Raw genomic sequence first — 21,998 nt, forward strand, 5'->3', positions numbered from 1 at the left:
CGTAGGAGCTTCTAATGACTGCTTTGTCTGTACTAGACCTGATGATGATCGGCGAAGCCAAAACTTTCGCTGATACACTGACTGATGCCGTGGCGCTAGCTCGGCACGTGGAAGCCCATGGCTATAAGCGCTATTGGGTGGCCGAGCACCATGATTTGCCAGGTATCGCCTCCAGCGCTACAACACTACTCATTCAGCACTTGGCTGGGGCAACTACGACGCTGCGGGTAGGGTCAGGCGGCATTATGCTGCCCAATCACTCGCCCCTTGTCGTGGCCGAACAATTCGGTACATTGGATACGCTGTTCCCCGGCCGTATCGATTTGGGTGTCGGACGCGCGCCTGGCTCCGCAGGTGCTGCGATTCGCGCCCTGCGCGGCGATGCTTCGGAACGCGACTTCAACCGCGACCTGGAGCAATTAACCCACTACCTCGCTGATGATGGCAGCGAGCCGGTTCGGGCAATTCCGGGCAATCACAGTTTACCAATATGGTTGCTGGGGTCGAGTCTATACAGTGCTGACATGGCGGCGAAAAACGGTCTGCCTTATGCGTTTGCCTCCCATTTTGCCCCTCGCTTTCTGATGCAGGCGATTGAGCATTACCGAGCGACATTTCGTCCCTCTGCAGTGCTAGGCAAGCCTTACGTCATCGTTGGGGCCAATGTCTTCGCTGCCCGTCATCGAGCAGAGGCTGAGTTTCTGGCCAGCTCTCACCAGCACTGGGTCCACGATCTCTATACGGGTAAGCCCGGGCTGCTTCCTCTTCCCACAGAAGGCTTCATGCAAAGCCTGTCCGATTACGATCGTCACAGCCTGTCGCAAGCTATGTCCTGTACCGCCGTAGGTAATGCCGAGGACGTCGGTAATTGGCTCCGGCAGTTCATTGCCGCCACTCAGGCAGATGAAGTAATCATAGATGCGCGAATTCACGACAGCGCCGCCCGTAATCTTTCCTATCAAATCGCAGCGGAGTCAATCAGCGACTTGCTCGATTGAACCTAGTTATACGATCAACTGCCCTTAGCTCATGGGATACCTGCAAAGGGATCTGTCGGTGATGATAGAAAATCAGGATCGCACAGCAGCAAGCACTATTTGTCAACTCGAGCTAGAAACCTTGATACGTGCAATCGCGCACGTATCAAGGCGCAACATTCTTCTCTGGCTCAAGGAACCACTAACGAATTTTCCAAATCAACAATACGGCCAGAATCTGGGTATCTGTATGAGTGAAATCACTCGGCGCTGTGCACTGTCGCAATCTACGGTTTCACGTCATCTGGCTCAACTCAAAGAGGCAGGCTTACTTGATATGAAACAAGTAGGCACGTTCCGCTTCTTCAAACGTAATGAAAAGTCGATTAGGCGATTTCAGAGCATGCTAGCAGAGCATTTGGGAATACCATGGTATCTGAAGCGTTCCTAACGATTAGGTACAGCTACCTACTTGAAGTTTGTCGATTTTTTATCTAATTCTTTGATTATCGAATTCCATATACATCAACTATCACGTTGTTCCTGCCTTCGACTTGCTAGGGGTTTGTCTGAAAAGGCGACACGCCAACACCGGTCGATACAGGCCAGGGTTGTCATTACTTTTAAGCTGCAGGTCAGCTTGTCAAAGCGGGTGCAGAGCCTACGTTTCTCCTTGAGCCACCTGAACAAGCGTTCTATCGCATTGCGCTGACGGTACTTGGGTCGATCAAACAGTCGAGGCAAGCTAAGACGCTGCTTGCGATGCATTTCGCGTCGGGTAATGACAGGTTGGATACCGACACGGTCGCAATAATGTCGGAGTGCTACACTGTTGTAGCCTTTGTCAGCCACTATCCGACAGCAACACCACGCCTACGGTCCAGCGCATCATGGTCTAGCGGTTCCTCTAGGCCCCCTTTTTTTCGCCTCCCGAGGCGGCACGAGTGGCGCGGACCGTGGTGGAGTCGATCATCCAGGTGTCCAAATCCAGATAGCCATCCTGGCGAAGCTTGAGATGTAGACGAGTCAGGATACGCTCGAAGGTACCGCCGTCACGCCACTGTCGAAAGCGCTGGTAGACCGTTTTCAAAGGGCCATAGCGCTAAGGTAGATCACGCCATTTAGCTCCGGAGCACAAGATCCAGAAGATGCCATTAAGCATCTGGCGATCATCACGGTGCGGACGACCCATCGTCTGAGGCGGAGAACCGACGTCTTCGATCAATGCCCAATACGAGTTCGAAAGCTCGTGCCGCCTCGTCATGCTTACCTCCGCTTGCCATCGCGAAGTCAAGCTTGCAAACACTACTTTTCAGACAAACCCTAAGTCAATTCACACTCATGATGAGTATGCCCTTGCTCTATTTGTATAGTGCTGTGATGAATTGCGTACTGACTTTTGAGCGTATGCACAACCTCATCCATGAAGTTGTCTCCAGGATAGCCTTCAGGGAGAACCAAGTGTACTGTAAGCGCATTTTCTGTAGTGCTCATACCCCAGATATGTAGATCATGCAGATCTGTGACGCCTGCTAGTTTCCGCAAATATGACTCTATAGCGGAGCGATCCACATTGCCGGGTACGGCATTGAGAGCCAGCTCAACAGAGTCGCGTAACAATGACCATGTCCCTAGCATGATTACAGCAACGATGATGAGACTCAGGATCGGGTCTATCCAGTGCCAGCCGGTATAATAAATAGCTATACCGGCCAATACTACTCCGAGAGATACAGCCGCATCGGCTGCCATATGCATAAAAGCTCCACGTATATTCAAGTCACCTTTGCTGCCTTTGACAAACAGCATAGCCGATACACTATTGATAAGAATACCTACACCCGCTACAACGGAAACGGTAAGTCCCGATACGGTTGCTGGTTCTGAAAATCGGTGCACTGCTTCCCAGGCAATGGCCCCACAGGCAACCAGCAATAACATTGCATTACCAAGGGAAGCCAGTATCGAAGATCCACGCAGTCCATACGTATATTTGCGGGTAGGAGACTTACGGCTCAGCAGTGCCGCTCCCCAAGCAAGTATCAACCCAAGTACATCTGACAGGTTATGTCCGGCATCAGCAATTAGTGCGGTTGAATTGGCCATGACACCGTAGGCGAACTCGACGATTACAAACCCTGCATTCAGGATTGTAGCAATCAGGAACGCTCGATTATGGGTATCAACGGCTCCGTGAGAATGATGCCCTGCATGGCTGTGATTATGGCCAGCATGTGTTTCTTGACCATGCGCATGATGTTTTTCCATAAAGGTAATCCTTATTCCAACTAAGACCAAATCAGCCAGGTTGTTCAGTGCTTGGCTAATATCAATGTGGAGCCAACTCGAGCTGACTTGGTTCGACCTTTCGGGAAGTAGAGACAAAAGACAGTGTTATGGCCCGGTGTGCTGTTGGCTCCAACGGAACCCTGATGCAGGCTCATGATGGAGCGAACAATCGCAAGGCCCAATCCGGTCCGCCGCTGATCGTGGACTCTTTCACCATCGACTCGATAGAAGCGTTCAAACAAATGTGGAAGATGCTCTGGGGCGATACCCGCGCCAGGGTTCTCGACACAAAGGCTGACGGTATCTTCCTGGTGAGATATTTGAATAGAAACCCTGCTTCCAGAAGGGGCGTGCCGAATAGCATTGGAGAGCAAATTGGAAATGGCGCGTTGCACCATGATTCGGTCCCCTTCTATCTGAGCCTCTCCTGTAATATCTAGATGAACGCCGTTCTCCTCGGCACTAAGTGTAAACAGGTCGGCTACACGAAGTGCCTCATCTTTAAGTGAGATCAGCTCAAAAGGTACTTGCGAAGCGGGATGGCTGACGTTAGCCAGGAAAAGCATGTCAGAGACAATCTGGCTCACCCGCTCAAGCTCTTCCATGGAAGACTCCAGAACTGCCCTGTATTCATCATTGGAGCGCTCTCGTGTTAGCACCACTTGGGCTTTCCCCATTAGATTAGTGATGGGTGCGCGCAGTTCATGGGCAATGTCATCCGAGAACTCAGAGAGCTGCTGAACACCGGTATCCAGTCGATGCAACATGAAATTGATACTGCGACCCAATTCCTCAAGTTCTCTAGGCAGCTTTTCAGTCCTGATTCTATGAGTGAGATCTTCTGTTGAAACCCTGGAAGCAACACTTTGGAATTGTCTTAAAGGCCGCAAACCTTGCTGAGCTATCCACCAAGCTCCCATTCCAATAAACAGCAATAAAATGGGAATAGCCATTAATGAGGATTTCACAAAGGCGTTAACAAGATGCTCGTCCTCTGAACGGTTTAAGGTTAGAAACACCTTAACCATCTGTCCTTGTTTCGTTTTTACATCTTGCGAAAGGGTGAGCATGTTGGCCCCTTCGCGTGAGATCCAGGGGTGAAACGTAGCAGTAGTGCCGGAGGGCAGATTCTGAAGAAAAGTATCCAACGACTTATTACCAATAGTTAGTAACGGCGCGGTGCGTTGGGCATGATTAAAGATAGTTAGGGTCAGATTATCATGTCCCAAGACGAGATCTTGAAGTACATGGGTCCTTTGCCCTATTTCATTAGGTGTTACATCAACATTCAAGGCATGCTCGATACGCTGAAACTTGTTGCTTAGGTTTTCCCTGGCAAGCACATCAAGTTCTCGGTTTAAAGTCCAGTACGCGAGTATGATCAGTAGGAGCACAAGAACAGCTCCCATCCAGACGACCTTGATGCCTAGACGAAGCGACAAACTGGCAGAACTCATCCACGCTCCTCAAGTACATAACCGACGCCACGAATGGTATGGATGAGCTTTACATCAAAGCCATCGTCGATTTTTGCTCTTAATCGGCTGATGGATACTTCTACTACGTTCGTGTCACAGTCAAAATTGATATCCCAGACCAAGGAAATGATCTGTGTACGTGTCAGTACTTCACCTGATCGACTCATAAGCAGCTGTAGTAAAGCAAACTCCTTGGTCGTGAGGTCGATACGCTTGTTTCCGCGAAAAGCTCGATGCCGGCCCGGATCAAGCTCCAGCTCTGCTACCTTTATGACGTCAGGGACATGAATCGCCTCGCTTCTACGCAACAGCGTCCGAATCCTGGCAAGCAGTTCTGGAAACTGGAACGGTTTGACCAGATAGTCATCTGCACCAAGATCAAGCCCTCTAACTTTTTCATCCAAACGACCACGTGCGGTCAGCATAATGACTCGTGTCTGTTTTCGCTTTCGAATAAGTTCAAGAACCTCCCACCCATCCATCTCGGGTAGGTTTACATCTAGTAGTACAAGATCATAACTATGCTGATGAACAAGATAAAGTCCATCAATGCCTGTGTTTGCGCAGTCAACAATATAACCACTTTCGCTCAGGCCTTGATGTAAGTATTCGGCAGTTTTTGGCTCGTCCTCAATTACAAGGATGCGCATATATCACCTAAAACAAAATATAATTTCCATTTCTTTTTAGCTAATTCATAAATATGTTTGAATTAGTCAGAATGGCCTTATCCAAGTTAACGGGAACCTACGAAATAAAATCCTTTCCAGAGCCTCACACTAGAGTCTGTAGTAGCTACAGGGTCAAGAAATTTATGCTGTGAACTCAAGTACTTGCTGATAGCTCTATGCGACGAATCGCCACGCCATATACGCTGCAGGGCATATAGGGCCTAGCCCTGAGCCCTTTTTGCCTACGTTTTTATTAACTGACCTTAATGTTACTAAATCTTGCATTCGACCGAAACCTTAACTCTACGGTACCAGAGTAGTACAAACCGTAACGAATACTGCCAACATTACAGTTTTGTAATGTTCTAGTCACTTTTATGATAAGAGCGCGCTCTTACAGTAACACTAGAACAAAAGCGCGGAAGACTTATTGCTGTTGCTATTAATACTTGCCACTAAACACATAAACGTCTGACGCAGATATTAGAAACTAACTACTTGGCATATTTATTATTGAGGGCGCTGTTGTCTCGGCGTTAATAAAATTGGATAGGATGTTAAAGCTCAGTTCAATGAGACTTGTAGTTTTTTTGATTTGTTTGGGCAGCACTGGATTTATTTCCGCATACGCCGCTGATCCTAATCATTCATTAACGCTCGCTCAGGCAATCTCAACGGCCTATGAAAAAAACCCCGGGCTTTCTGCTGCACAATGGGAAACGGGCGTTGCTCAAGGGATACATCAACAAGCCAGCCTGATACCTAATCCTGAGCTCGCCTGGGATGTGGAAGACACTCGTTCAGGCAGCCAGATCAATAGCATCACCATCACCCAACCTTTTGAACTGGGCGGTAAACGTCAGGCTCGGATGAACGTGGCAGAAGTTGGGAAATCCCTAGCATCAGCTGAAATTGTTTTAAAACGGAACAATTTACGAGCCGACGTGATTCAGGCGTTCTATTTGGCGTTACGAGCACAAGAAGGTCTACGGCTGGCCAACGAGTCATTGCAATTAGCCGAGCGAGCAGTAACGGTAGCAAAATCCCGTGTGGTCGCGGGTAAGACCTCTCCGGTCGAAGAAACGAGAGCCGAAGTGCTGTTGTCGTCAGTCCGCCTGGAGGTAAGACGCGCTCAACTTGAGCAGGACAACGCCTATAAACAGCTTGCTTCATATTTAGGTAGCACCTACCCCACCTTTACTTCAGTGATAGGAAATCTGGAATATCTGCCCCGACTCCCTCAAAAGGCTGAGCTTTTAGCGCGTATCAGAAACAGCCCGGAGTTATACAAAGCCCGTCTTCAGATAGACCAAAGCGATGCAGAGCTAAACCTGCAGCGTACCCAACGAATCCCTGACCTGCGGGTAAGCATTGGTAGTCAATACGATGAGCAGGAACGTGAACGGGTAAATCTTGTGGGCGTCTCCTTGCCGTTGCCACTGTTTGATCGCAACCAGGGCAATGTTCTTGCGGCCTCCCGCCAAGCGGGTCAGGCCATGGACCTACGCAACGCTACTGAGCTGCGCTTGATAAGCGAGACACAGCAGGCTTTTGAGCAATGGCAGGCCGCTCAGGCAGATCTTAATGAGATAAGAAATGCAATTCTGCCCGCAGGCCAAAGCGCTGTAGAAAGCGCAACGCGTGGTTTTGCCATGGGCAAGTTCGGCTTTCTGGATGTACTAGACGCTCAACGGACCCTTATTTCGGCCCGAGCCCAATATCTACAGTCATTAGCAGATGCTATCGACGCCTGGGTTCGTATAGAGCGCATCTACGGCGATACCACATCTATTACAGACAGCCAGGAATAAATGGCGCCTTGTACTAACGAGACGCACAGTTGTGTATGGGAGTTTCCATGAGTAAGAAGCACAAAACTAAGGTTGCTGCTGTCGTTGCATTAATGCTGGGGTTAGGTCTTAGCGCAGGTATCGACGGTACCTTTTCCAGTAACGCAGTACATGCCGAGGAGCACGGCCATGATGCAGACAGCCAGGCCGAGGAAGGTCATGAGCATAGCGATAGTGGCCATGACAAGGCATCTAAACGGAAAAAGGACGACTCTGAAAGCCACAGCGATAAGGAACATGATGAGGCCGAAGAGCATGGGCATGAAGAACATAAAGAGGGCGAGCTAGAACTCAGTGCAGAGCAGATCAAAACTGCCGGCATTACGCTTGCCCAAGCTAAATCTGGCGTTGTTAACAGCTTGTTGGAGCTGCCTGGAGAAATAACCTTCGATGAGGACCGGACCGCACATATCGTTCCCCGTGTGGCAGGCGTAGTCGAGGCCATAACAGTAGGTTTGGGGCAACATGTTAAGAAGGGCCAATTGCTCGCTACTATTTCTAGTCAGCAAATCTCAGAACAACGCAGCGAGCTAGCAGCGGCTAAGCAACGCGCGGCGCTGGCCAGAACACTTTTCGAACGGGAGCGTACGCTTTGGCAGGACAAGATTTCGGCTGAGCAGGACTACCTGGAGGCACGGCAGGCTTTGCAAGAGGCAGAGATTTCTCTAAAAAATGCTCAGCAAAAAATGGTGGCCTTAAGTGGAAGTAGTAAGCCTACAGGGGGTAATCGCTATGAACTTAGAGCACCCTTTGATGGGATGATTATTGAAAAGCATATCGCACTCGGAGAGGTCGTTAACGAAAACAGTAATGTTTTCATCATCAGCGACCTGGCCAAAGTATGGGCGACCTTTAACGTGTCAGCCAAGGACTTGGCCAAAGTAACCGTTGGAAAGGCGGTCGAGGTCAGTGCGCCTGAATTAGAAACTCAGGTCTCAGGAGTTGTCGCCTATGTGGGAAGTCTTCTCGGTGAGCAAACACGGGCTGCAATGGCGCGAGTCACACTTCCCAACCCTGAAGGCGCCTGGCGACCCGGCCTATTTGTCACGATCAAGATTGCTACCAGCAGTCAGCGGGCAGCGGTCACAGTACCAGCACAGGCGATCCAAACCATTGAGAATAAGCCTACGGTATTTATACGTACCGCTGAAGGGTTTCAAGCTCAGTCTGTAAAAGTCGGAGCACGTGACGGCCAAGTCGTGGAAGTTGTCCAGGGGTTGACCGAAGGAACTCAGATCGCTGCGGAAGGCAGTTTCATTCTTAAGTCCGAGCTGGGCAAAGGCTCAGCCGAGCATTCCCATTAATCGCCCCTCGTATCGAGAACTTCAATGTTCGAACGTATTCTACAATTTGCCATTATGCAGCGATGGTTGGTGCTGCTTGCCGTCTTGGGCATGGCTGGTCTCGGCGTCTTTAGTTACCAGCAACTGCCGATCGATGCCGTTCCTGATATCACTAATGTTCAGGTGCAGATCAACACTGCGATGCCGGGTTTCTCCCCGCTCGAAACTGAACAACGTATTACCTATCCAATCGAGACTGCCATGGCAGGGCTGCCTCACCTGCAGCAAACACGCTCGCTCTCACGCTCAGGCCTGTCACAGGTTACGGTAATTTTCGAAGACGGGACGGATCTGTATTTTGCTCGTCAGTTGGTCAATGAGCGTCTACAAGGTGCTCGTAATCAACTGCCCGAAGGTGCAGAGGCGATGATGGGCCCCATTTCGACAGGATTGGGTGAAATCTTCCTCTGGACGGTGGAGGCACAAGAAGGGGCGCTCAAGGAAGACGGCACGGCCTATACTCCAACTGACTTACGAGTCATTCAGGACTGGATTATCAAGCCGCAACTGCGCAATGTGCCTGGCGTAGCTGAAATCAATACCATTGGGGGCTTCAACAAGGAGTACCAGATTGCGCCAGACCCCAAGCGACTAGCGGCCTATAAGCTTACGCTTGCTGATCTTATTACGGCCTTGGAACGTAACAATGCCAATGTTGGCGCGGGCTTTATAGAGCGTCGGGGTGAGCAATTGTCCATCCGCGCACCCGGACAAGTTGCCTCGGAAAAGGATATTGCCAATATTGTACTCACGACCATTGACGGCTCGCCCATCCGCGTACGCGATATTGCAACAGTTGGCATTGGTCGAGAGCTACGCTCTGGAGCGGCTACCGAAAATGGTCATGAGGTCGTTCTGGGAACGGTCTTTATGCTTGTGGGTGAAAACAGCCGCACAGTAGCGCAAGCAGTCTCCAAACGACTTGAGGAGATCAACCGATCATTACCCAAGGGCGTCGTTGCTGTAACCGTTTATGATCGCACTATCCTTGTCGATAAGGCAATTGCCACTGTTAAGAAGAACCTGACCGAAGGAGCAATCCTCGTCATTGTTATTCTCTTTTTGTTCCTGGGCAATATTCGAGCAGCCTTGATTACCGCAATGGTGATCCCGCTTTCGATGCTTTTTACCTTTACAGGCATGTTCACAAATAAGATCAGTGCCAATCTGATGAGCCTTGGGGCGCTCGACTTTGGGGTAATTGTAGATGGTGCGGTAGTCATCGTTGAGAATGCTATCCGCCGCCTGGCTCATGCGCAGCAACATCATGGCCGAATGCTCACTCGCTCTGAGCGCCTACATGAGGTATTCGCCGCAGCTAAAGAGGCACGTCGTCCGCTGATTTTTGGTCAGCTCATCATCATGGTGGTGTATCTGCCCATCTTTGCGCTAAGCGGAGTCGAAGGCAGGATGTTTCATCCCATGGCCTTTACCGTAGTGATTGCATTACTTGGGGCAATGATCCTTTCGATTACCTTTGTGCCTGCTGCCATAGCCTTGTTTGTTACAGGAAAGGTTAAGGAAGAAGAGAATCTAGTGATGCGCTCTGCCCGGCGAGGCTATTCGCCGGTACTGGAGTGGGTCATGAAACACCGTCCATTAGTATTTATCGCTGCGCTGATTACGGTAGGACTGTCTGGACTCCTGGCTACTCGTATGGGTAGCGAATTTGTTCCCAGCTTAAGTGAGGGAGATTTTGCCTTGCAGGCCCTACGTGTGCCTGGCACAAGTCTGTCCCAATCAGTTGATATGCAGGAACGTCTGGAAAAGACTTTGGTGACCCGCCTACCTGAGATAGAACGTGTTTTTGCTCGAACCGGGACAGCAGAGATCGCATCGGACCCCATGCCGCCTAATATTTCTGATAGCTACGTCATGCTCAAGCCAAGAGAGCAATGGCCTGATCCAGACAAGCCTCGCGAAACGCTTATTGAAGAGATCCAAAAAGCTAGTGCAGCGGTACCAGGGAGCAATTATGAGTTATCTCAGCCCATTCAGCTTCGTTTCAATGAGCTTATATCCGGTGTAAGAAGCGATGTGGCAGTCAAAGTTTTTGGTGATGATATGGATGTTCTTAACCAAACGGCCGCAACAATAGCCACGAGCCTGCAAAAGGTACCAGGTGCCTCAGAGGTCAAGGTTGAGCAGACCTCTGGCCTGCCGTTGCTAACCATTAATGTCGATCGGGAAAAGGCTGCCCGCTTCGGCCTGAATGTCGGGGATGTCCAGGATACTATTGCCATAGGGATAGGTGGCCGGCAGGCAGGTACGCTGTTTGAGGGTGATCGACGCTTTGACATGGTAGTGCGCTTGTCAGATCAGTTACGCACTGACATTGAGGGGCTGTCACGCTTGCTGATCCCGGTTCCTGCGCTTACAGGAAGCAATAGCGGGCAGATAGGATTTATTCCATTATCTGAGGTAGCGAGCCTGGATCTGGTAATGGGGCCCAATCAGATCAGCCGTGAGAACGGGAAGCGTCTGGTCATCGTTAGCGCTAACGTACGTGGCCGAGATATCGGATCGTTTGTCCAGGAAGCCTCTACACGTATCGAACAAGAGGTAGAGATTCCAGCCGGTTACTGGACGAGTTGGGGCGGTCAGTTTGAGCAGCTGCAATCGGCTGCCCAGCGACTACAAATAGTCGTGCCTGTAGCGCTGCTGCTGGTATTCGTTCTGCTCTTTATGATGTTCAACAACATCAAGGATGGCTTGCTCGTTTTCACAGGCATTCCCTTTGCACTGACCGGCGGTATTCTAGCGTTATGGTTAAGAGACATACCGCTCTCAATCTCTGCAGGAGTAGGCTTTATCGCTCTATCTGGAGTAGCCGTACTTAACGGTCTGGTCATGATTGCTTTTATTCGGACCTTAAGGGAGCAAGGCAACCCATTGCAGCACGCTGTTACCTGTGGAGCATTAACACGCCTGCGCCCCGTTCTAATGACAGCGCTTGTTGCATCACTTGGCTTCGTGCCGATGGCTCTAGCGACTGGGACTGGCGCTGAGGTTCAAAGACCACTGGCCACAGTAGTTATTGGCGGGATTTTATCATCCACTGCCTTGACCTTACTGGTCCTGCCAGCACTGTATTTTTCTACACATCGTCGAGAAGAGGAGCAGGTGGCTTAAGTAAAGCGTGTATGCGCAGTAGCGCCTAACTACTGCGCATGTTCTACATACTCAAAGAGACTGAATCCTTAACGCTCAATCCTACTCAATGACAACATAGAAAGGAGCTGATTTGCCTACCATACGACTGTCGCGTTTGCGTATTACGAAAGCCTCCATAAGGTGTACCCCGCAAAAGATGAGCCTCTCGGTACGACCCATTGAAGAGTCACTGGAAACGGGGTAGAACCCTTCTGTCGACTTGAGCGCATAAATAATCCCAAAGCTTTTGGGTTTCGTTTTTGAGCGTTAGCAGAGCTATAGCCGTATCGGCTTGCTTTCGATGCTCACGAAGCGCCCAGTTCAAGGCAGGTATAAACGGGACAATGACACTCAAAAGCAGACCGCCCAGATGCAACTGAAATATCATGCCATAAACTACAAGTACGGCAGTTAATCCAAGGCCAAAGCCTAGAAGCCAACTCCCATATCGTCTGCGCAAACGTGAGTCGTAACTTATATTGGTGCGCTGACAAATCAGACAGCCTAAAGCAATCGGAGCCCCCGCTACGACTGGCTCATACCAACAGGTAATTTCAGCCTCCCGTTTTTTGGGCGTCAACAGCATGGCTGAAGCGCTACGCTTATCCTCTGGATCAGCAGGGGCCGCAGCGATAAAACTGTTCCAGGGAAGTTGCAACACCTGGGTATCAAACTCTTCAAGGAACTTTGCACCGCGCTTCATCCAGTCCTTTTGCAGCCGTTCCAGATGTGCGATATCCAAAAGCAACAGTCCTAACAGTGCAAATATCGGGCGTAGGTGAGGATGAATAGAGGCAAGAAACATACTGGCTATGGGGAGTTCAACTGAGATTGAGACGAAACAGCCTTGTATGATTTTGAGAGTGCTATAGGTGCGCTCCCACGCCCGGATCAGATCAATCAGCTCGGAGTCAGCCTGTTTTATTTACCGGTATTGCGTTATGCATCGTGTCTGGAGGCATTTATTGTTATCTCCTTCGAGAAGCGGGGCCTTTGCATCGTGCTATCATCAGGTGCCTACAGTTGTAACAACGCGCAGGCGTAATGGCACTTTGACTATCCGCTGCGCTTCCAATTCATGGCTTGACCAGATTATTTGCGTGTTGCGCTAATTGGTTCTGATACCGATATGATGACGACTTAAACAGCACCTCATGCAGTGAGGAAGAAATGAAACTTTCAGTATATAAAAAAGGCGCCTTGTTAGGCGCCTAGGGCACATCTTCCAACCAAAGGATAAACACGAAGATGCACAAAAAAATGGATGTTTAGAGCTTAATTATCATTTTCACTTCTTTTCTCAGCTGCCTGTTTTTGAATTTCCTTCACGTTCAAATTTTTTTGACGTAATTCCTGCTGCTCTTTACGAAACTGGTTATTACGTTCCATAGAGCGCTCACTTCCGTCTTCAGCCAGAGTTATGGTAGAGCTAAAAGCCAGGCAGCATGCAATAACTAAAGAAAATAATTTCATTATTACCTCGATCAATAATTATTCCACTGTGAGAGCTAGGAAAAGTTTTAGCCTCAGCGAGTGAATTAATTATATAGAGGGCAGACTTTCATCAGCGTGAGGGTAACATTACATTATTGAAAGATTTCTTATGTTGTTGATAATTGGGATAAGAGCAGCAAACCGCTGCTCTTCATTGATATTAGCTTTAAAGTATTTTTAAAGGATACTCAACAATCAGGCGGTCCTCATCGAGCTCTGACTCAAAGCTGGTCGCGCGGATCGTTGCCTGACGCATTCTAAAGGACATGTCTTTTAGCGAGCCCGACTGAACAACATACTTGACTTCGACACTGCGCTCCTACCGCTTCTGGTCTGTGAGGGGGGCCACTTTCGTCCGCGCGCATGTAGACATCATTGGCATCTGAATAGTCAGCATCCCAGTCTCGCGCATATCGAGTCATGAACGACAGGCCTGGAACGTCAAAGGTCGTCATGTCAAGGTCGTGACGGAGTTGCCATGAACGTTCTTCTGGCGAGTTAAAGTCACTATACTGGACAGAGTTGCTTAAATAAACCGAGTCAGATTGACGAAATAATAAAACCATTATTTTCGTTATTTTTCTGATAAACAGCAGTAACTGTATGTGGGCCGAATTGAGTCCCTGTCGCCCCGCTTCATATATTAGTATCAAAGCTTCCTAAAGGCTTATCGCCGTCATCAATGAACTTGTAATAATTGAACGAACCGATCAAAGCCACATTATCTGATAGCGGATAGCTCAGTGATGTGCCAGCGTATTGCCGCCAAGCATCTTTTAATTCACTTGAATAAAGACTGAATTTTACATAATCACTTCCTATATACCCTCTCCAGGGAGATCAACTCGTCCAGCATAAAAGGTCACAAGATCGTCGCTCGTGCTGCTTTGCGGCTGGCTCATGGCATAGAGACGACCTGCCTGAAGCGTCAGGCCATCAAAAGATGAGCTTTAAAGGTAATACCTTTAAAAACTCTCCGGCAGCAAACGTGAGTCGCCATATTGGACAACCGGAGTGATTAGGAATACGTCACCGACTTTAACCACGGTATCAAGAAGGCGCATCTTGGCAGCACCGCCTACTACACCAACTCGGACGTTACCGTGAATGGCATATTGTGAATCGTGTCATTTTTTTCGCATGCCGCCTCAGCAACCTTCCGCCACTCATCTTCTATAAAGGATTTCACACCCAAATCTTCAAGCGTTAAAGGCAGCCCTACTGCAATGGGGATATCAACCACTTCATCGATTTCCTCAACAGAAGTCACCTCCATCACCAATTGGGTGAACAAGCCAAACACTACCTTTTCACCATGCTGGGCGCCATGCAGGTCATGGACCAGTGTCATTCCGTTGTGGATCGCGTGCGCCACGGCACAGCCACCCGATTCAGCCCCAACGGCAGACATATAAATGGTGGCCTTGATAGCATTCTCCAGCGCGGCCGTAATGACTTTATTTTCGACAGCATACGTCGCTTGTGCGGCGTATTTGCGGATCGTTCGTAGCACGTCTGGGCAATGGCAAGGCCTATCAAGGTAGGCTTAAGCATTTTCCCATTATTGCCCAGGATCAGATTATCGCGCTGTGCCGCAAAACAGGCCCGTGCCTCAAAATACGTTGCCAGGCATCACCTACGCCTGCGGCAAAAACATTGGCGATTGTTCTGCCAGGATTCGAGTATTTGCCAGAACGACGTCCGGATTCTTTGATAAAAACAGGTAACGATTGAACGTATCGTCGTCATTGTAAATGCCTGAAATCGCAGTACACGGCGCGTTGGTCGAGGCCAGTGTCGGCAAAATCAATACCGGTTTTCCCGGAAAGTGAGCTGTTGCCTTAGCCGTGTTCAATGTCTTGCCACCGCCAATGCCCACGATATAGTCAAAATCACGGGCAGCCTGGACATGCTTGTCGATCTTGCTATCGGAGCACTGCCCACCAAACACGACTAACTCGCCTTGCTGTTCTTTGATAAAGTTGGGCAAGGCCTTTTGCCGGACCCTCTCGACAATAAATTGATCGCAAATTATATAGGCAGCTGCCCCATAAGCCTTGCCATGGGTGGCCAAATCGTTAATGGCATTAGCTTGAACGAGAAACTTGCCTGGAGATGCAATACCTTTAGTAATATTCATACCAAATCTCTTGTTATTTTAATCGGTTACATCAGGTCATTAGAGAAAAAGCAGCATCAGCATTAATTGAACACCATCCCCCCATCAATGATTACTGCCTGGCCCGTCATATAATCAGAGTCAGGACCCGATAAAAATGAAACGCAAGCAGCGACATCCTCTGGCTGAGACAGCCTCTTCAATGTAATGTGCTGGGCAAATTGTTCCATGCCCCACTCTATGCTTTGATTAGCATTGTCCGCCACGTCCTGGGCAACCTTGCGCATCATCGGTGTATTCACAATACCTGGGCAGTACGCATTCACTGTAATACCTAGGTGGGCCAGCTCCCTTGCTGCTGTCTGAGTAATGCCACGTACCGCAAATTTAGTCCCACCATAAACCGCCAGGTCGGGATTTCCGATATGACCTGCCTGCGAGGAGGCACTGATGATCTTCCCACCATGGCCAAGCACCTTAAACGCCTTGACTGCCGCCTGTATACCCCATAAAACACCCCCTACATTGATATCAAACGTTTTCCTGTAGACCTCTGGCGTAATGCTTTCAATTGGCGCAATCGGCGCGATACCCGCGTTATTGATGACCACGTGAAGATCACCCAGATCATTTACCGCTTCCTGCACGGCCTTGAAGACATCATCGCGGTCGGCCACATCAACCTTTATCGCCAAGGCTCTCCCACCCTGTTTGTTGATTTTTTCGGCAACCTGACTGGCTGCTTCAATGTTAGTGTCAGCACACGCCACGGAAAAACCATCTGCCGCCAATCGTAAGGTGATTGCCTCGCCGATGCCTTGACCCGCACCGGTGACAAAAGCAACCTTTCCCTGAGATCTACTCATTTTATTTGTCCTTTTCTGTTGTTAAAGGAGCTAGACAGCTCGTACTTATTGGTTAGACATCCATACCATTCTGTTGATAAAGCCGCTTTAGCTGGCGTCCAAGGAAGCAGGCGCTCAGAAGCTTGCCTGGAGCTTTACACCGGCTATCAAGGCGTTGTCCACTTCGTAAACACCGCCGGGATGACGGACATACTGCAGGTTCGGGCGTACGGTCAGCCAGTCAGTGACATGTACCCCGTAGTTAAGCTCGATGTTGTACTCACTATGCTGGACCGGGGCGTACAGTGGATTGTGGTAGTCATCGATACCGGTGCTGTCATTGAGCAGCTGCTGGCGCTTGGTCACAGCATCGTTGACTTTCAGGCGAGCTACGCCCAGGCCTACGTCATCCTGGGGCCGTGAATCAAGCGGGCCTTTATATATCGCCCCAATATTCTGAAAGCTTTCAATGGCGCTGGTAGCTTTGTCATGCACGGTTAGACTGGCAAAAATGCTTAGCCCTCGTGAGGGATTACCGTAATGAGTGGTGAGCTGTTGTTGACCCATGAGCCACGCGCCATGCTTGCTGTTGCGTAACTTAGGCGCTTTCCCAGTGATTACATGCGGCGCGCCGTTGACATCGCTGTACAGGTCATTGGCGTTTGCGCTGCTGTAGTAATAGCCCAGCCGGTATTCACCCGGCAAAGACGCACTGCCCAGGCTAGGCTTCCAGATGACCTCCACCGGTACCAGTGTGCCCCGGGTACCACTGCCGCTCAGCTTGAAGCCGTTGTTAGTGTCAAGATTGGATGGATTTTGCTCATATGCCCCGACTTGTACCGCCCATTGTTCATTAATGTTGTAACGAACACGCAAGCCCCACTGACTGACAGGACCGCTGTACCAGACATCACCTGCTACGTTGCCAATTGGTGCGCTGCAAAACGATAGGCTTTGAAAGTCACAAGGGAAGCTATTAAAGTCTTCGTTAACCCCCAGACGCCCCAGCTTGAAGTCCAATGCATCGTCAAAAAACGTCTGCCTGTACCACAATTGCGTCAGCCGCCAGGTTTGCCCCCTACCCCACACTTCTTGCACTGAACTGAGCTGCGGTGTACGCGGGTCGGAAACTCGTTCGTAGGACAGGTTATTGCCATTGCGCTCGGTTACCAGCAGTTGGAACTCTGCATCATGCCAACCCAACAGCTTTTGTAGATCCAGGTGGGCACCCAAGGCCCACTGCGCTGTGTAGCGCGCTGTACGGTCATGGTTGTAGCCCCCCTGAACATTGCTAGCGCCTTCGCCAACGTAGCCGACGAAAACGTCTACGCCCTCTTCCAGCAGTTTGCTACGCGCCCCTCCCCAGTCTCCCAATCCCCATTGCGATAAAGAATCGGCTGCGGATACCGGTAAAGCGCTGCACGAAAGGAGTCCAAGCCCCAACGGCAGTTTCCAGATGGTGTTCATGTCGATTTCCTTATTTTTATGTTTTACGACACAGCGCTGACTGAACCGCAAGGCACTGCCTTGCGGTCACGAAAAAGTGATCGGTTGAAAAATAGAAATGATAATCAGTAAAGGTCAGATGCCCGCCAAACACAGATATTTGATCTCGAGGTAGTCCTCCAGGCCATACTTGGAGCCCTCCCGGCCGACACCAGATGCCTTGACTCCACCAAAGGGCGCCGCCTCGGAGCTGATGATGCCAGTGTTAACGCCGACGATGCCGTACTCTAGCGTCTCACCAACGTGGAATACTCGGCTCAGAGTCGTGGTGTAAAAATACGCTGCAAGGCCGAATTCGGTATCGTTGGCTTTCCTGATAACCTCGGCATCATCAACGAATCGAAATACTGGCGCCAGCGGGCCGAAGGTTTCTTCCGTGGCAACCCGAGCGTTGTCTGGTACATCAACCAGAATGGTGGGCTCAAAGAAGTTACCGCCAAGGGCATGCGATCTGCCTCCCCGGACGACCTTGGCTCCCTTGGCCACTGCATCCTCGATATGTTCGCGAACTTTGGCCACAGCCTTACTGTCGATCAGTGGCCCAAGAGTGACGCCGGTGGTAAAGCCGTCGCCAATCTTGAGCGCTGCCACTGCCGAGTCAAGTTTGTCGATAAAGGCGTCGTACACCTTGTCATGGACGTACAAGCGATTGGCACAGACGCAAGTCTGTCCGGCATTTCGAAACTTGGATGCTAGCGCCCCATCAACCGCAGCATCCAGATCAGCATCTTCAAATACAATGAACGGCGCATTGCCCCCCAGCTCTAAAGAGACTTTCTTGATGTCATGTGCGCATTTCTCCATGATCTGTCGGCCAATTTCGGTCGAGCCAGTGAAGGAGATCTTGCGTACTGCCGGGTTACTGGTTAGCTCTTCGGCAATTTCTATAGCCGCGCCAGTTACTACTGACAGCACACCTTTGGGAATGCCTGCCTGTTCAGCCAAGTAGACCAACGCCAATGCCGAGAACGGTGTCTGGGAGGCTGGCTTAATAACCATAGTGCAGCCGGCCGCTAGAGCGGGTCCGGCTTTACGCGTAATCATTGCACTAGGGAAGTTCCATGGTGTAATCGCTGCGCATACGCCTACCGGTTGCTTCATGACCAGTAGGCGCTTGTCCATGGCGCCCGGAATGATATCGCCATACACACGCTTAGCTTCCTCCGCGTACCACTCGATATAGGAAGCGCCAAAAACTATTTCTCCCAGCGCCTCGGGTAGCGGCTTGCCCTGCTCAAGGGTCATGATGTGTGCCAGGTCCTGCTGATTTTTGATGATCAAGTCATACCAGCGGCGTAATACAGAAGCGCGTTCTTTCGCCGAGAGTTCACGCCAAGCGGGCAATGCGCGTTCGGCGGCCTCAATCGCACGGCGGGTCTCGGCCTTGCCCATGCGCGGGACCTGACCAATGGTGACTGCGGTCGAGGGATTGACCACGGTGATTGTAGTTTCGTCATCGGCGGCTTGCCATTGACCGTCGATATAGGCTTGATGGCGCAGGAGTTGGGGATTATTCAGATTCATAGGAGGTTCTCCATAGTGGGGCGCGATTCGGCTGTTTAACATTTGCCTACACGTCAGCTCGCCGGACGAATGCAACTTTTCTAATGCTGTCGCGTGGTGCTGGATCAGTGCAGTGCTTGTTGCACGTGCTTGTCCATTACACTCGTACCCGTGAACTTGAACCCGCGGTAACAGTCATTTTTTACCGCTGTTAGCTCCTCACTGAATGCACCCAGACCGCCCATGTAGAAATAGACTTTATTAGTCTTGCCCGGAATGTTTGCACCGAAGATCCATGAATCGGTCTTGGCAAAAAGGGTCTGGTCAGCGATCTTCTGACAAGTCACCCCCCATTCATGCTCGCTGTGCGCATCGGCCTCCACACATGCCAGTTCGTTTTCTTCCATGAATCCAATCAGGTCGGATACCCATTCGACCTCAGTTTCGATGGTCGGCGGCAAGTTGGTGAATGGCCCGTTGGGACCCAGGATCATGAACATATTGGGAAATTGGCTAGTGGCCACCGACAGGTAACTTGAGGGTCCCTCAGCCCAATGATCTTTCATCGAAACATTGTTGCGCCCGCGGATGTCTATGCGCTTATAGTTGCCATCCACGGCGTCGAAACCGGTGGCAAAAATCAGTACATCCAGTTCGTGTTCTACTCCGTCGGCAGTGCGAATACCCTTGGCGGTAATCTCTTCGATCGGGTTGGCCTTGACGTCAACCAGTGACACGTTGTCCCGGTTGAACGTGGCGTAGTAACCACTGTCGCACAGTGGGCGCTTGGCATAGAGGTCACGAGGCATCAACTTTCTGGCGGTTTCCGGATCCTTGACGATCTCAGCGATTTTTTCCCGCACGAAGTCTTGCGCGGCAATGTTTGCCTCTTCATTGGTAGCGATGTCGCTGAAAGTCTGAAACATGTAACGGAAACCGCCACCATTATCCCAGGCGCGCTGGAAGATAGCTTTGCGCTCGGCCGCATCGACACTCATGGTGGGAATATCACTTTCCTTAAAACCGAAAGCTAGCCGAGAGGAACGCACTTCTTTCCAGATCGTATCGTAATTGCGCTTGATTTCATCAACGTATTCGCGATTTACCGGGCCGTTACCAACTGGAACCGTGTATTGTGCGGAGCGCTGGAAAACAGTTAGGTGGCCTACCGTTGGCGCGATTGCAGTGATCACCTGGCAGCCCGTGGAGCCAGTGCCGATGACGCCTACCCGCTTGCCTTCCAATACGGCATCGGCTGGCCATTTGGCCGTGTGATACATGTTTCCTTCGAATTGATCGAGGCCTTTGATCTTCGGCACATTAGTGGCTGATAGCAGGCCCAGCGCGGTAACCAGGTACTTGGCACTGTATTGATGACCGTCGTCAGCGATGACCAGCCAGCAGCAGCTTTGTTCATCGAACACTGCGGAAGTGATTCCGGTTTCGAGTTGAATATCGCGACGTAGGTCATGTCGATCAACTACGTGGTTGAGGTAAGACAAAATTTGTGGCTGGGTGAGGTAACGCGTGGTGATATTCCACTCCTGACATAGTTCGCGATCCCAAGAGAAGCAATAAACAAAAGACTCCGTGTCGGATAAAGCCCCAGGGTAGCGGTTCCAAAACCAGGTGCCGCCAATGCCACCTGCCTTGTCAAAGGCACGGACTTTCAACCCTAGTTCATCGCGTAACTTCTTGAGCATGTAAATGCCGCCAAAGCCTGCGCCAATCACGATAGCGTCGTAGTTGATGATGTCAGTACCAACGGAACGTTTGGCCAGAACTGTTGTTGTCATTATGTTCTCCTGTTTCAATCAGTGCGCCACAGGTATCAACGGCCTGCGCTATGCCAAGCAGCAGTCAAGCCGTGTTCGGCCCCCTTAACTCGGTATCAAGGGGAAGTCATCAGAAAATGTTCCTTAGCGGGCTGGTGCATCCCAGCTGGTTCAACTAAAGCGAGAAGCCACCGTCGACTGCAATGGCTTGGCCGGTGACGTGGGGTGCGCACGCTAGGTAGACCGCTAACTGACCCATGTCCTCCACCGTCTGCGCTTCGCCCTGAGGCAGCAGGCTGGATTGATGTCGCTCCCAGGACTTTATTTCCGATTCTCCAGGCTGGGCCCAGCGTGCAGAAAGACCTTGATCACCACGCCACATGCCAGTGCCAACTATGCCGGGGCAAAGGGCGTTAACGGTAATACCTTCACGAGCAACCTCTTTAGCAAAGGCGTTGGTAAAACCGATCACTGCAAACTTGGAGGCGCTGTAATGAGACAGATCAGGGAAACCAACTTTTCCGGCAATTGAGGCGAGGTTGATGATGCGGCCGGATTTATGCTCGCGCATCAGCTTGAGTTCGGCCTGGCAGCAGAGAAATACTCCCCGCACGTTAATGTTCATGATCCGATCCCACTCACTGACCGGGAGCTCATCAACTCGGCCAAGGCTGACCACGCCGGCGTTGTTCACAGCTATATCCAGACGGCCAAAAGCTTCTTCAACCTGCTTGATCATGGCCGCTACACTGTCGGCCTGACTGACATCCACCTTTAGGGCAGTTGCATGCCGCCCCAAGGCGCGCACGCCAGCAGCAGCTTCCTCGGCAATGCTCAAGTCATAGTCAGCGAGTATCAGGTCGGCGCCAGCCTGAGCGAGGCTTAGTGCAATCCCCTGACCAATACCACGTCCTGCACCTGTCACCAGCGCTACTTTGCCGGTGAGGGAGAAATCCATAGCCTTGAATTCCCTCATTTGCTACCTCTGTCGTTAT

Annotated in this window: 17 protein-coding genes and 2 pseudogenes; 5 read left to right on the plus strand and 14 right to left on the minus strand. The window is 50.6% G+C overall.

What is annotated here, in order from left to right; all coding sequences use genetic code 11:
• Positions 1-14 precede the first annotated feature (14 nt).
• Positions 15-998 carry an LLM class flavin-dependent oxidoreductase gene (locus tag IQ22_RS20275; protein WP_145145414.1) on the plus strand — a complete coding sequence of 328 codons (984 nt, stop codon included), beginning with the start codon at positions 15-17 and terminating at the stop codon, positions 996-998.
• Between the two features lie 229 nt (positions 999-1,227).
• Complete coding sequence (locus IQ22_RS24175) at positions 1,228-1,428, plus strand: ArsR/SmtB family transcription factor (RefSeq protein ID WP_425298885.1); 201 nt, start codon at positions 1,228-1,230, stop codon at positions 1,426-1,428.
• A 74-nt stretch (positions 1,429-1,502) separates the two neighbouring features.
• On the opposite strand, the pseudogene IQ22_RS20285 reads toward IQ22_RS24175, so the two are convergent.
• The 4 genes and pseudogenes from IQ22_RS20285 to IQ22_RS20300 all read right to left on the minus strand — a co-directional run bounded on the left by IQ22_RS20285 (position 1,503) and on the right by IQ22_RS20300 (position 5,394).
• Positions 1,503-2,241: pseudogene (locus IQ22_RS20285) on the minus strand (IS5 family transposase).
• 59 nt (positions 2,242-2,300) lie between these two features.
• Entirely contained in the window at positions 2,301-3,245 is a 945-nt protein-coding gene (locus IQ22_RS20290) for a cation diffusion facilitator family transporter (protein ID WP_145145416.1), read from the minus strand.
• Positions 3,246-3,289: 44 nt separating this feature from the next.
• Positions 3,290-4,723 (minus strand): heavy metal sensor histidine kinase, encoded by a 1,434-nt coding sequence (locus IQ22_RS20295; protein WP_145145418.1) that lies wholly within the window; start codon positions 4,721-4,723, stop codon positions 3,290-3,292.
• Positions 4,720-5,394 carry a heavy metal response regulator transcription factor gene (locus IQ22_RS20300; RefSeq protein ID WP_145145420.1) on the minus strand — a complete coding sequence of 225 codons (675 nt, stop codon included), beginning with the start codon at positions 5,392-5,394 and terminating at the stop codon, positions 4,720-4,722. The genes IQ22_RS20295 and IQ22_RS20300 overlap by 4 nt, the downstream gene beginning before the upstream one ends.
• Before the next feature lie 593 nt (positions 5,395-5,987).
• Between IQ22_RS20300 and IQ22_RS20305 the strand changes: the two genes are divergently transcribed.
• Genes IQ22_RS20305 through IQ22_RS20315 form a run of 3 tightly spaced genes read left to right on the plus strand, consistent with a single transcriptional unit; the run spans position 5,988 to position 11,740 of the window.
• Positions 5,988-7,226, plus strand: coding sequence for a TolC family protein (locus IQ22_RS20305; RefSeq protein WP_145145422.1), 1,239 nt, complete (start codon positions 5,988-5,990; stop codon positions 7,224-7,226).
• A 47-nt stretch (positions 7,227-7,273) separates the two neighbouring features.
• Positions 7,274-8,569 (plus strand): efflux RND transporter periplasmic adaptor subunit, encoded by a 1,296-nt coding sequence (locus IQ22_RS20310; protein ID WP_145145424.1) that lies wholly within the window; start codon positions 7,274-7,276, stop codon positions 8,567-8,569.
• Positions 8,570-8,593: 24 nt separating this feature from the next.
• Positions 8,594-11,740, plus strand: a complete 3,147-nt coding sequence (locus IQ22_RS20315) for a CusA/CzcA family heavy metal efflux RND transporter (RefSeq protein WP_145145426.1) — start codon at positions 8,594-8,596, stop codon at positions 11,738-11,740.
• Positions 11,741-11,948: 208 nt separating this feature from the next.
• Here IQ22_RS20315 and IQ22_RS20320 read toward each other — a convergent pair whose 3' ends face one another.
• The 10 genes and pseudogenes from IQ22_RS20320 to IQ22_RS20360 all read right to left on the minus strand — a co-directional run bounded on the left by IQ22_RS20320 (position 11,949) and on the right by IQ22_RS20360 (position 21,979).
• A complete protein-coding gene (locus tag IQ22_RS20320) occupies positions 11,949-12,686 on the minus strand; it encodes an S-4TM family putative pore-forming effector (RefSeq protein WP_158635468.1) in 738 nt (245 codons plus the stop codon).
• 350 nt (positions 12,687-13,036) lie between these two features.
• The gene (locus IQ22_RS20325; RefSeq protein WP_145145430.1) at positions 13,037-13,234 is read right to left on the minus strand and encodes a DUF2790 domain-containing protein; all 198 of its coding nucleotides are present in this window, start codon (positions 13,232-13,234) and stop codon (positions 13,037-13,039) included.
• 187 nt (positions 13,235-13,421) lie between these two features.
• Positions 13,422-14,337, minus strand: a pseudogene (locus IQ22_RS20330) (OprD family outer membrane porin); the annotation flags it as partial.
• Entirely contained in the window at positions 14,337-14,768 is a 432-nt protein-coding gene (locus tag IQ22_RS23670) for a dehydroquinate synthase/iron-containing alcohol dehydrogenase family protein (protein WP_244309319.1), read from the minus strand. The pseudogene IQ22_RS20330 and the gene IQ22_RS23670, both read right to left, overlap by 1 nt.
• A gap of 123 nt (positions 14,769-14,891) precedes the next feature.
• Positions 14,892-15,395, minus strand: a complete 504-nt coding sequence (locus IQ22_RS23675; RefSeq protein ID WP_244309321.1) for an iron-containing alcohol dehydrogenase — start codon at positions 15,393-15,395, stop codon at positions 14,892-14,894.
• Between the two features lie 62 nt (positions 15,396-15,457).
• Positions 15,458-16,240, minus strand: a complete 783-nt coding sequence (locus IQ22_RS20340; protein ID WP_145145432.1) for a (S)-acetoin forming diacetyl reductase — start codon at positions 16,238-16,240, stop codon at positions 15,458-15,460.
• A 114-nt stretch (positions 16,241-16,354) separates the two neighbouring features.
• Positions 16,355-17,686, minus strand: a complete 1,332-nt coding sequence (locus tag IQ22_RS20345) for a carbohydrate porin (RefSeq protein WP_145145434.1) — start codon at positions 17,684-17,686, stop codon at positions 16,355-16,357.
• Between the two features lie 114 nt (positions 17,687-17,800).
• Complete coding sequence (gene gabD / locus IQ22_RS20350) at positions 17,801-19,249, minus strand: NADP-dependent succinate-semialdehyde dehydrogenase (RefSeq protein WP_145145436.1); 1,449 nt, start codon at positions 19,247-19,249, stop codon at positions 17,801-17,803.
• Between the two features lie 104 nt (positions 19,250-19,353).
• Complete coding sequence (locus IQ22_RS20355; RefSeq protein ID WP_145145438.1) at positions 19,354-21,024, minus strand: flavin-containing monooxygenase; 1,671 nt, start codon at positions 21,022-21,024, stop codon at positions 19,354-19,356.
• A gap of 154 nt (positions 21,025-21,178) precedes the next feature.
• Positions 21,179-21,979, minus strand: coding sequence for an SDR family NAD(P)-dependent oxidoreductase (locus tag IQ22_RS20360; protein ID WP_145145440.1), 801 nt, complete (start codon positions 21,977-21,979; stop codon positions 21,179-21,181).
• Positions 21,980-21,998: the final 19 nt, after the last annotated feature.

The organism is Pseudomonas duriflava (genome assembly GCF_007830155.1).
GTDB lineage: Bacteria > Pseudomonadota > Gammaproteobacteria > Pseudomonadales > Pseudomonadaceae > Chryseomonas > Chryseomonas duriflava.

What these genes read in the sequence shown, in the direction of transcription:
- IQ22_RS20275 (WP_145145414.1), top strand. Translation starts at nt 15, where the DNA reads ATGACTGCTTTGTCTGTACTAGACCTGATGATGATCGGCGAAGCCAAA.
- IQ22_RS24175 (WP_425298885.1), top strand. Translation starts at nt 1,228, where the DNA reads ATGAGTGAAATCACTCGGCGCTGTGCACTGTCGCAATCTACGGTTTCA.
- IQ22_RS20290 (WP_145145416.1), bottom strand. Translation starts at nt 3,245, where the DNA reads ATGGAAAAACATCATGCGCATGGTCAAGAAACACATGCTGGCCATAAT.
- IQ22_RS20295 (WP_145145418.1), bottom strand. Translation starts at nt 4,723, where the DNA reads ATGAGTTCTGCCAGTTTGTCGCTTCGTCTAGGCATCAAGGTCGTCTGG.
- IQ22_RS20300 (WP_145145420.1), bottom strand. Translation starts at nt 5,394, where the DNA reads ATGCGCATCCTTGTAATTGAGGACGAGCCAAAAACTGCCGAATACTTA.
- IQ22_RS20305 (WP_145145422.1), top strand. Translation starts at nt 5,988, where the DNA reads ATGAGACTTGTAGTTTTTTTGATTTGTTTGGGCAGCACTGGATTTATT.
- IQ22_RS20310 (WP_145145424.1), top strand. Translation starts at nt 7,274, where the DNA reads ATGAGTAAGAAGCACAAAACTAAGGTTGCTGCTGTCGTTGCATTAATG.
- IQ22_RS20315 (WP_145145426.1), top strand. Translation starts at nt 8,594, where the DNA reads ATGTTCGAACGTATTCTACAATTTGCCATTATGCAGCGATGGTTGGTG.
- IQ22_RS20325 (WP_145145430.1), bottom strand. Translation starts at nt 13,234, where the DNA reads ATGAAATTATTTTCTTTAGTTATTGCATGCTGCCTGGCTTTTAGCTCT.
- IQ22_RS23675 (WP_244309321.1), bottom strand. Translation starts at nt 15,395, where the DNA reads ATGAATATTACTAAAGGTATTGCATCTCCAGGCAAGTTTCTCGTTCAA.
- IQ22_RS20340 (WP_145145432.1), bottom strand. Translation starts at nt 16,240, where the DNA reads ATGAGTAGATCTCAGGGAAAGGTTGCTTTTGTCACCGGTGCGGGTCAA.
- IQ22_RS20345 (WP_145145434.1), bottom strand. Translation starts at nt 17,686, where the DNA reads ATGAACACCATCTGGAAACTGCCGTTGGGGCTTGGACTCCTTTCGTGC.
- gabD (WP_145145436.1), bottom strand. Translation starts at nt 19,249, where the DNA reads ATGAATCTGAATAATCCCCAACTCCTGCGCCATCAAGCCTATATCGAC.
- IQ22_RS20355 (WP_145145438.1), bottom strand. Translation starts at nt 21,024, where the DNA reads ATGACAACAACAGTTCTGGCCAAACGTTCCGTTGGTACTGACATCATC.
- IQ22_RS20360 (WP_145145440.1), bottom strand. Translation starts at nt 21,979, where the DNA reads ATGAGGGAATTCAAGGCTATGGATTTCTCCCTCACCGGCAAAGTAGCG.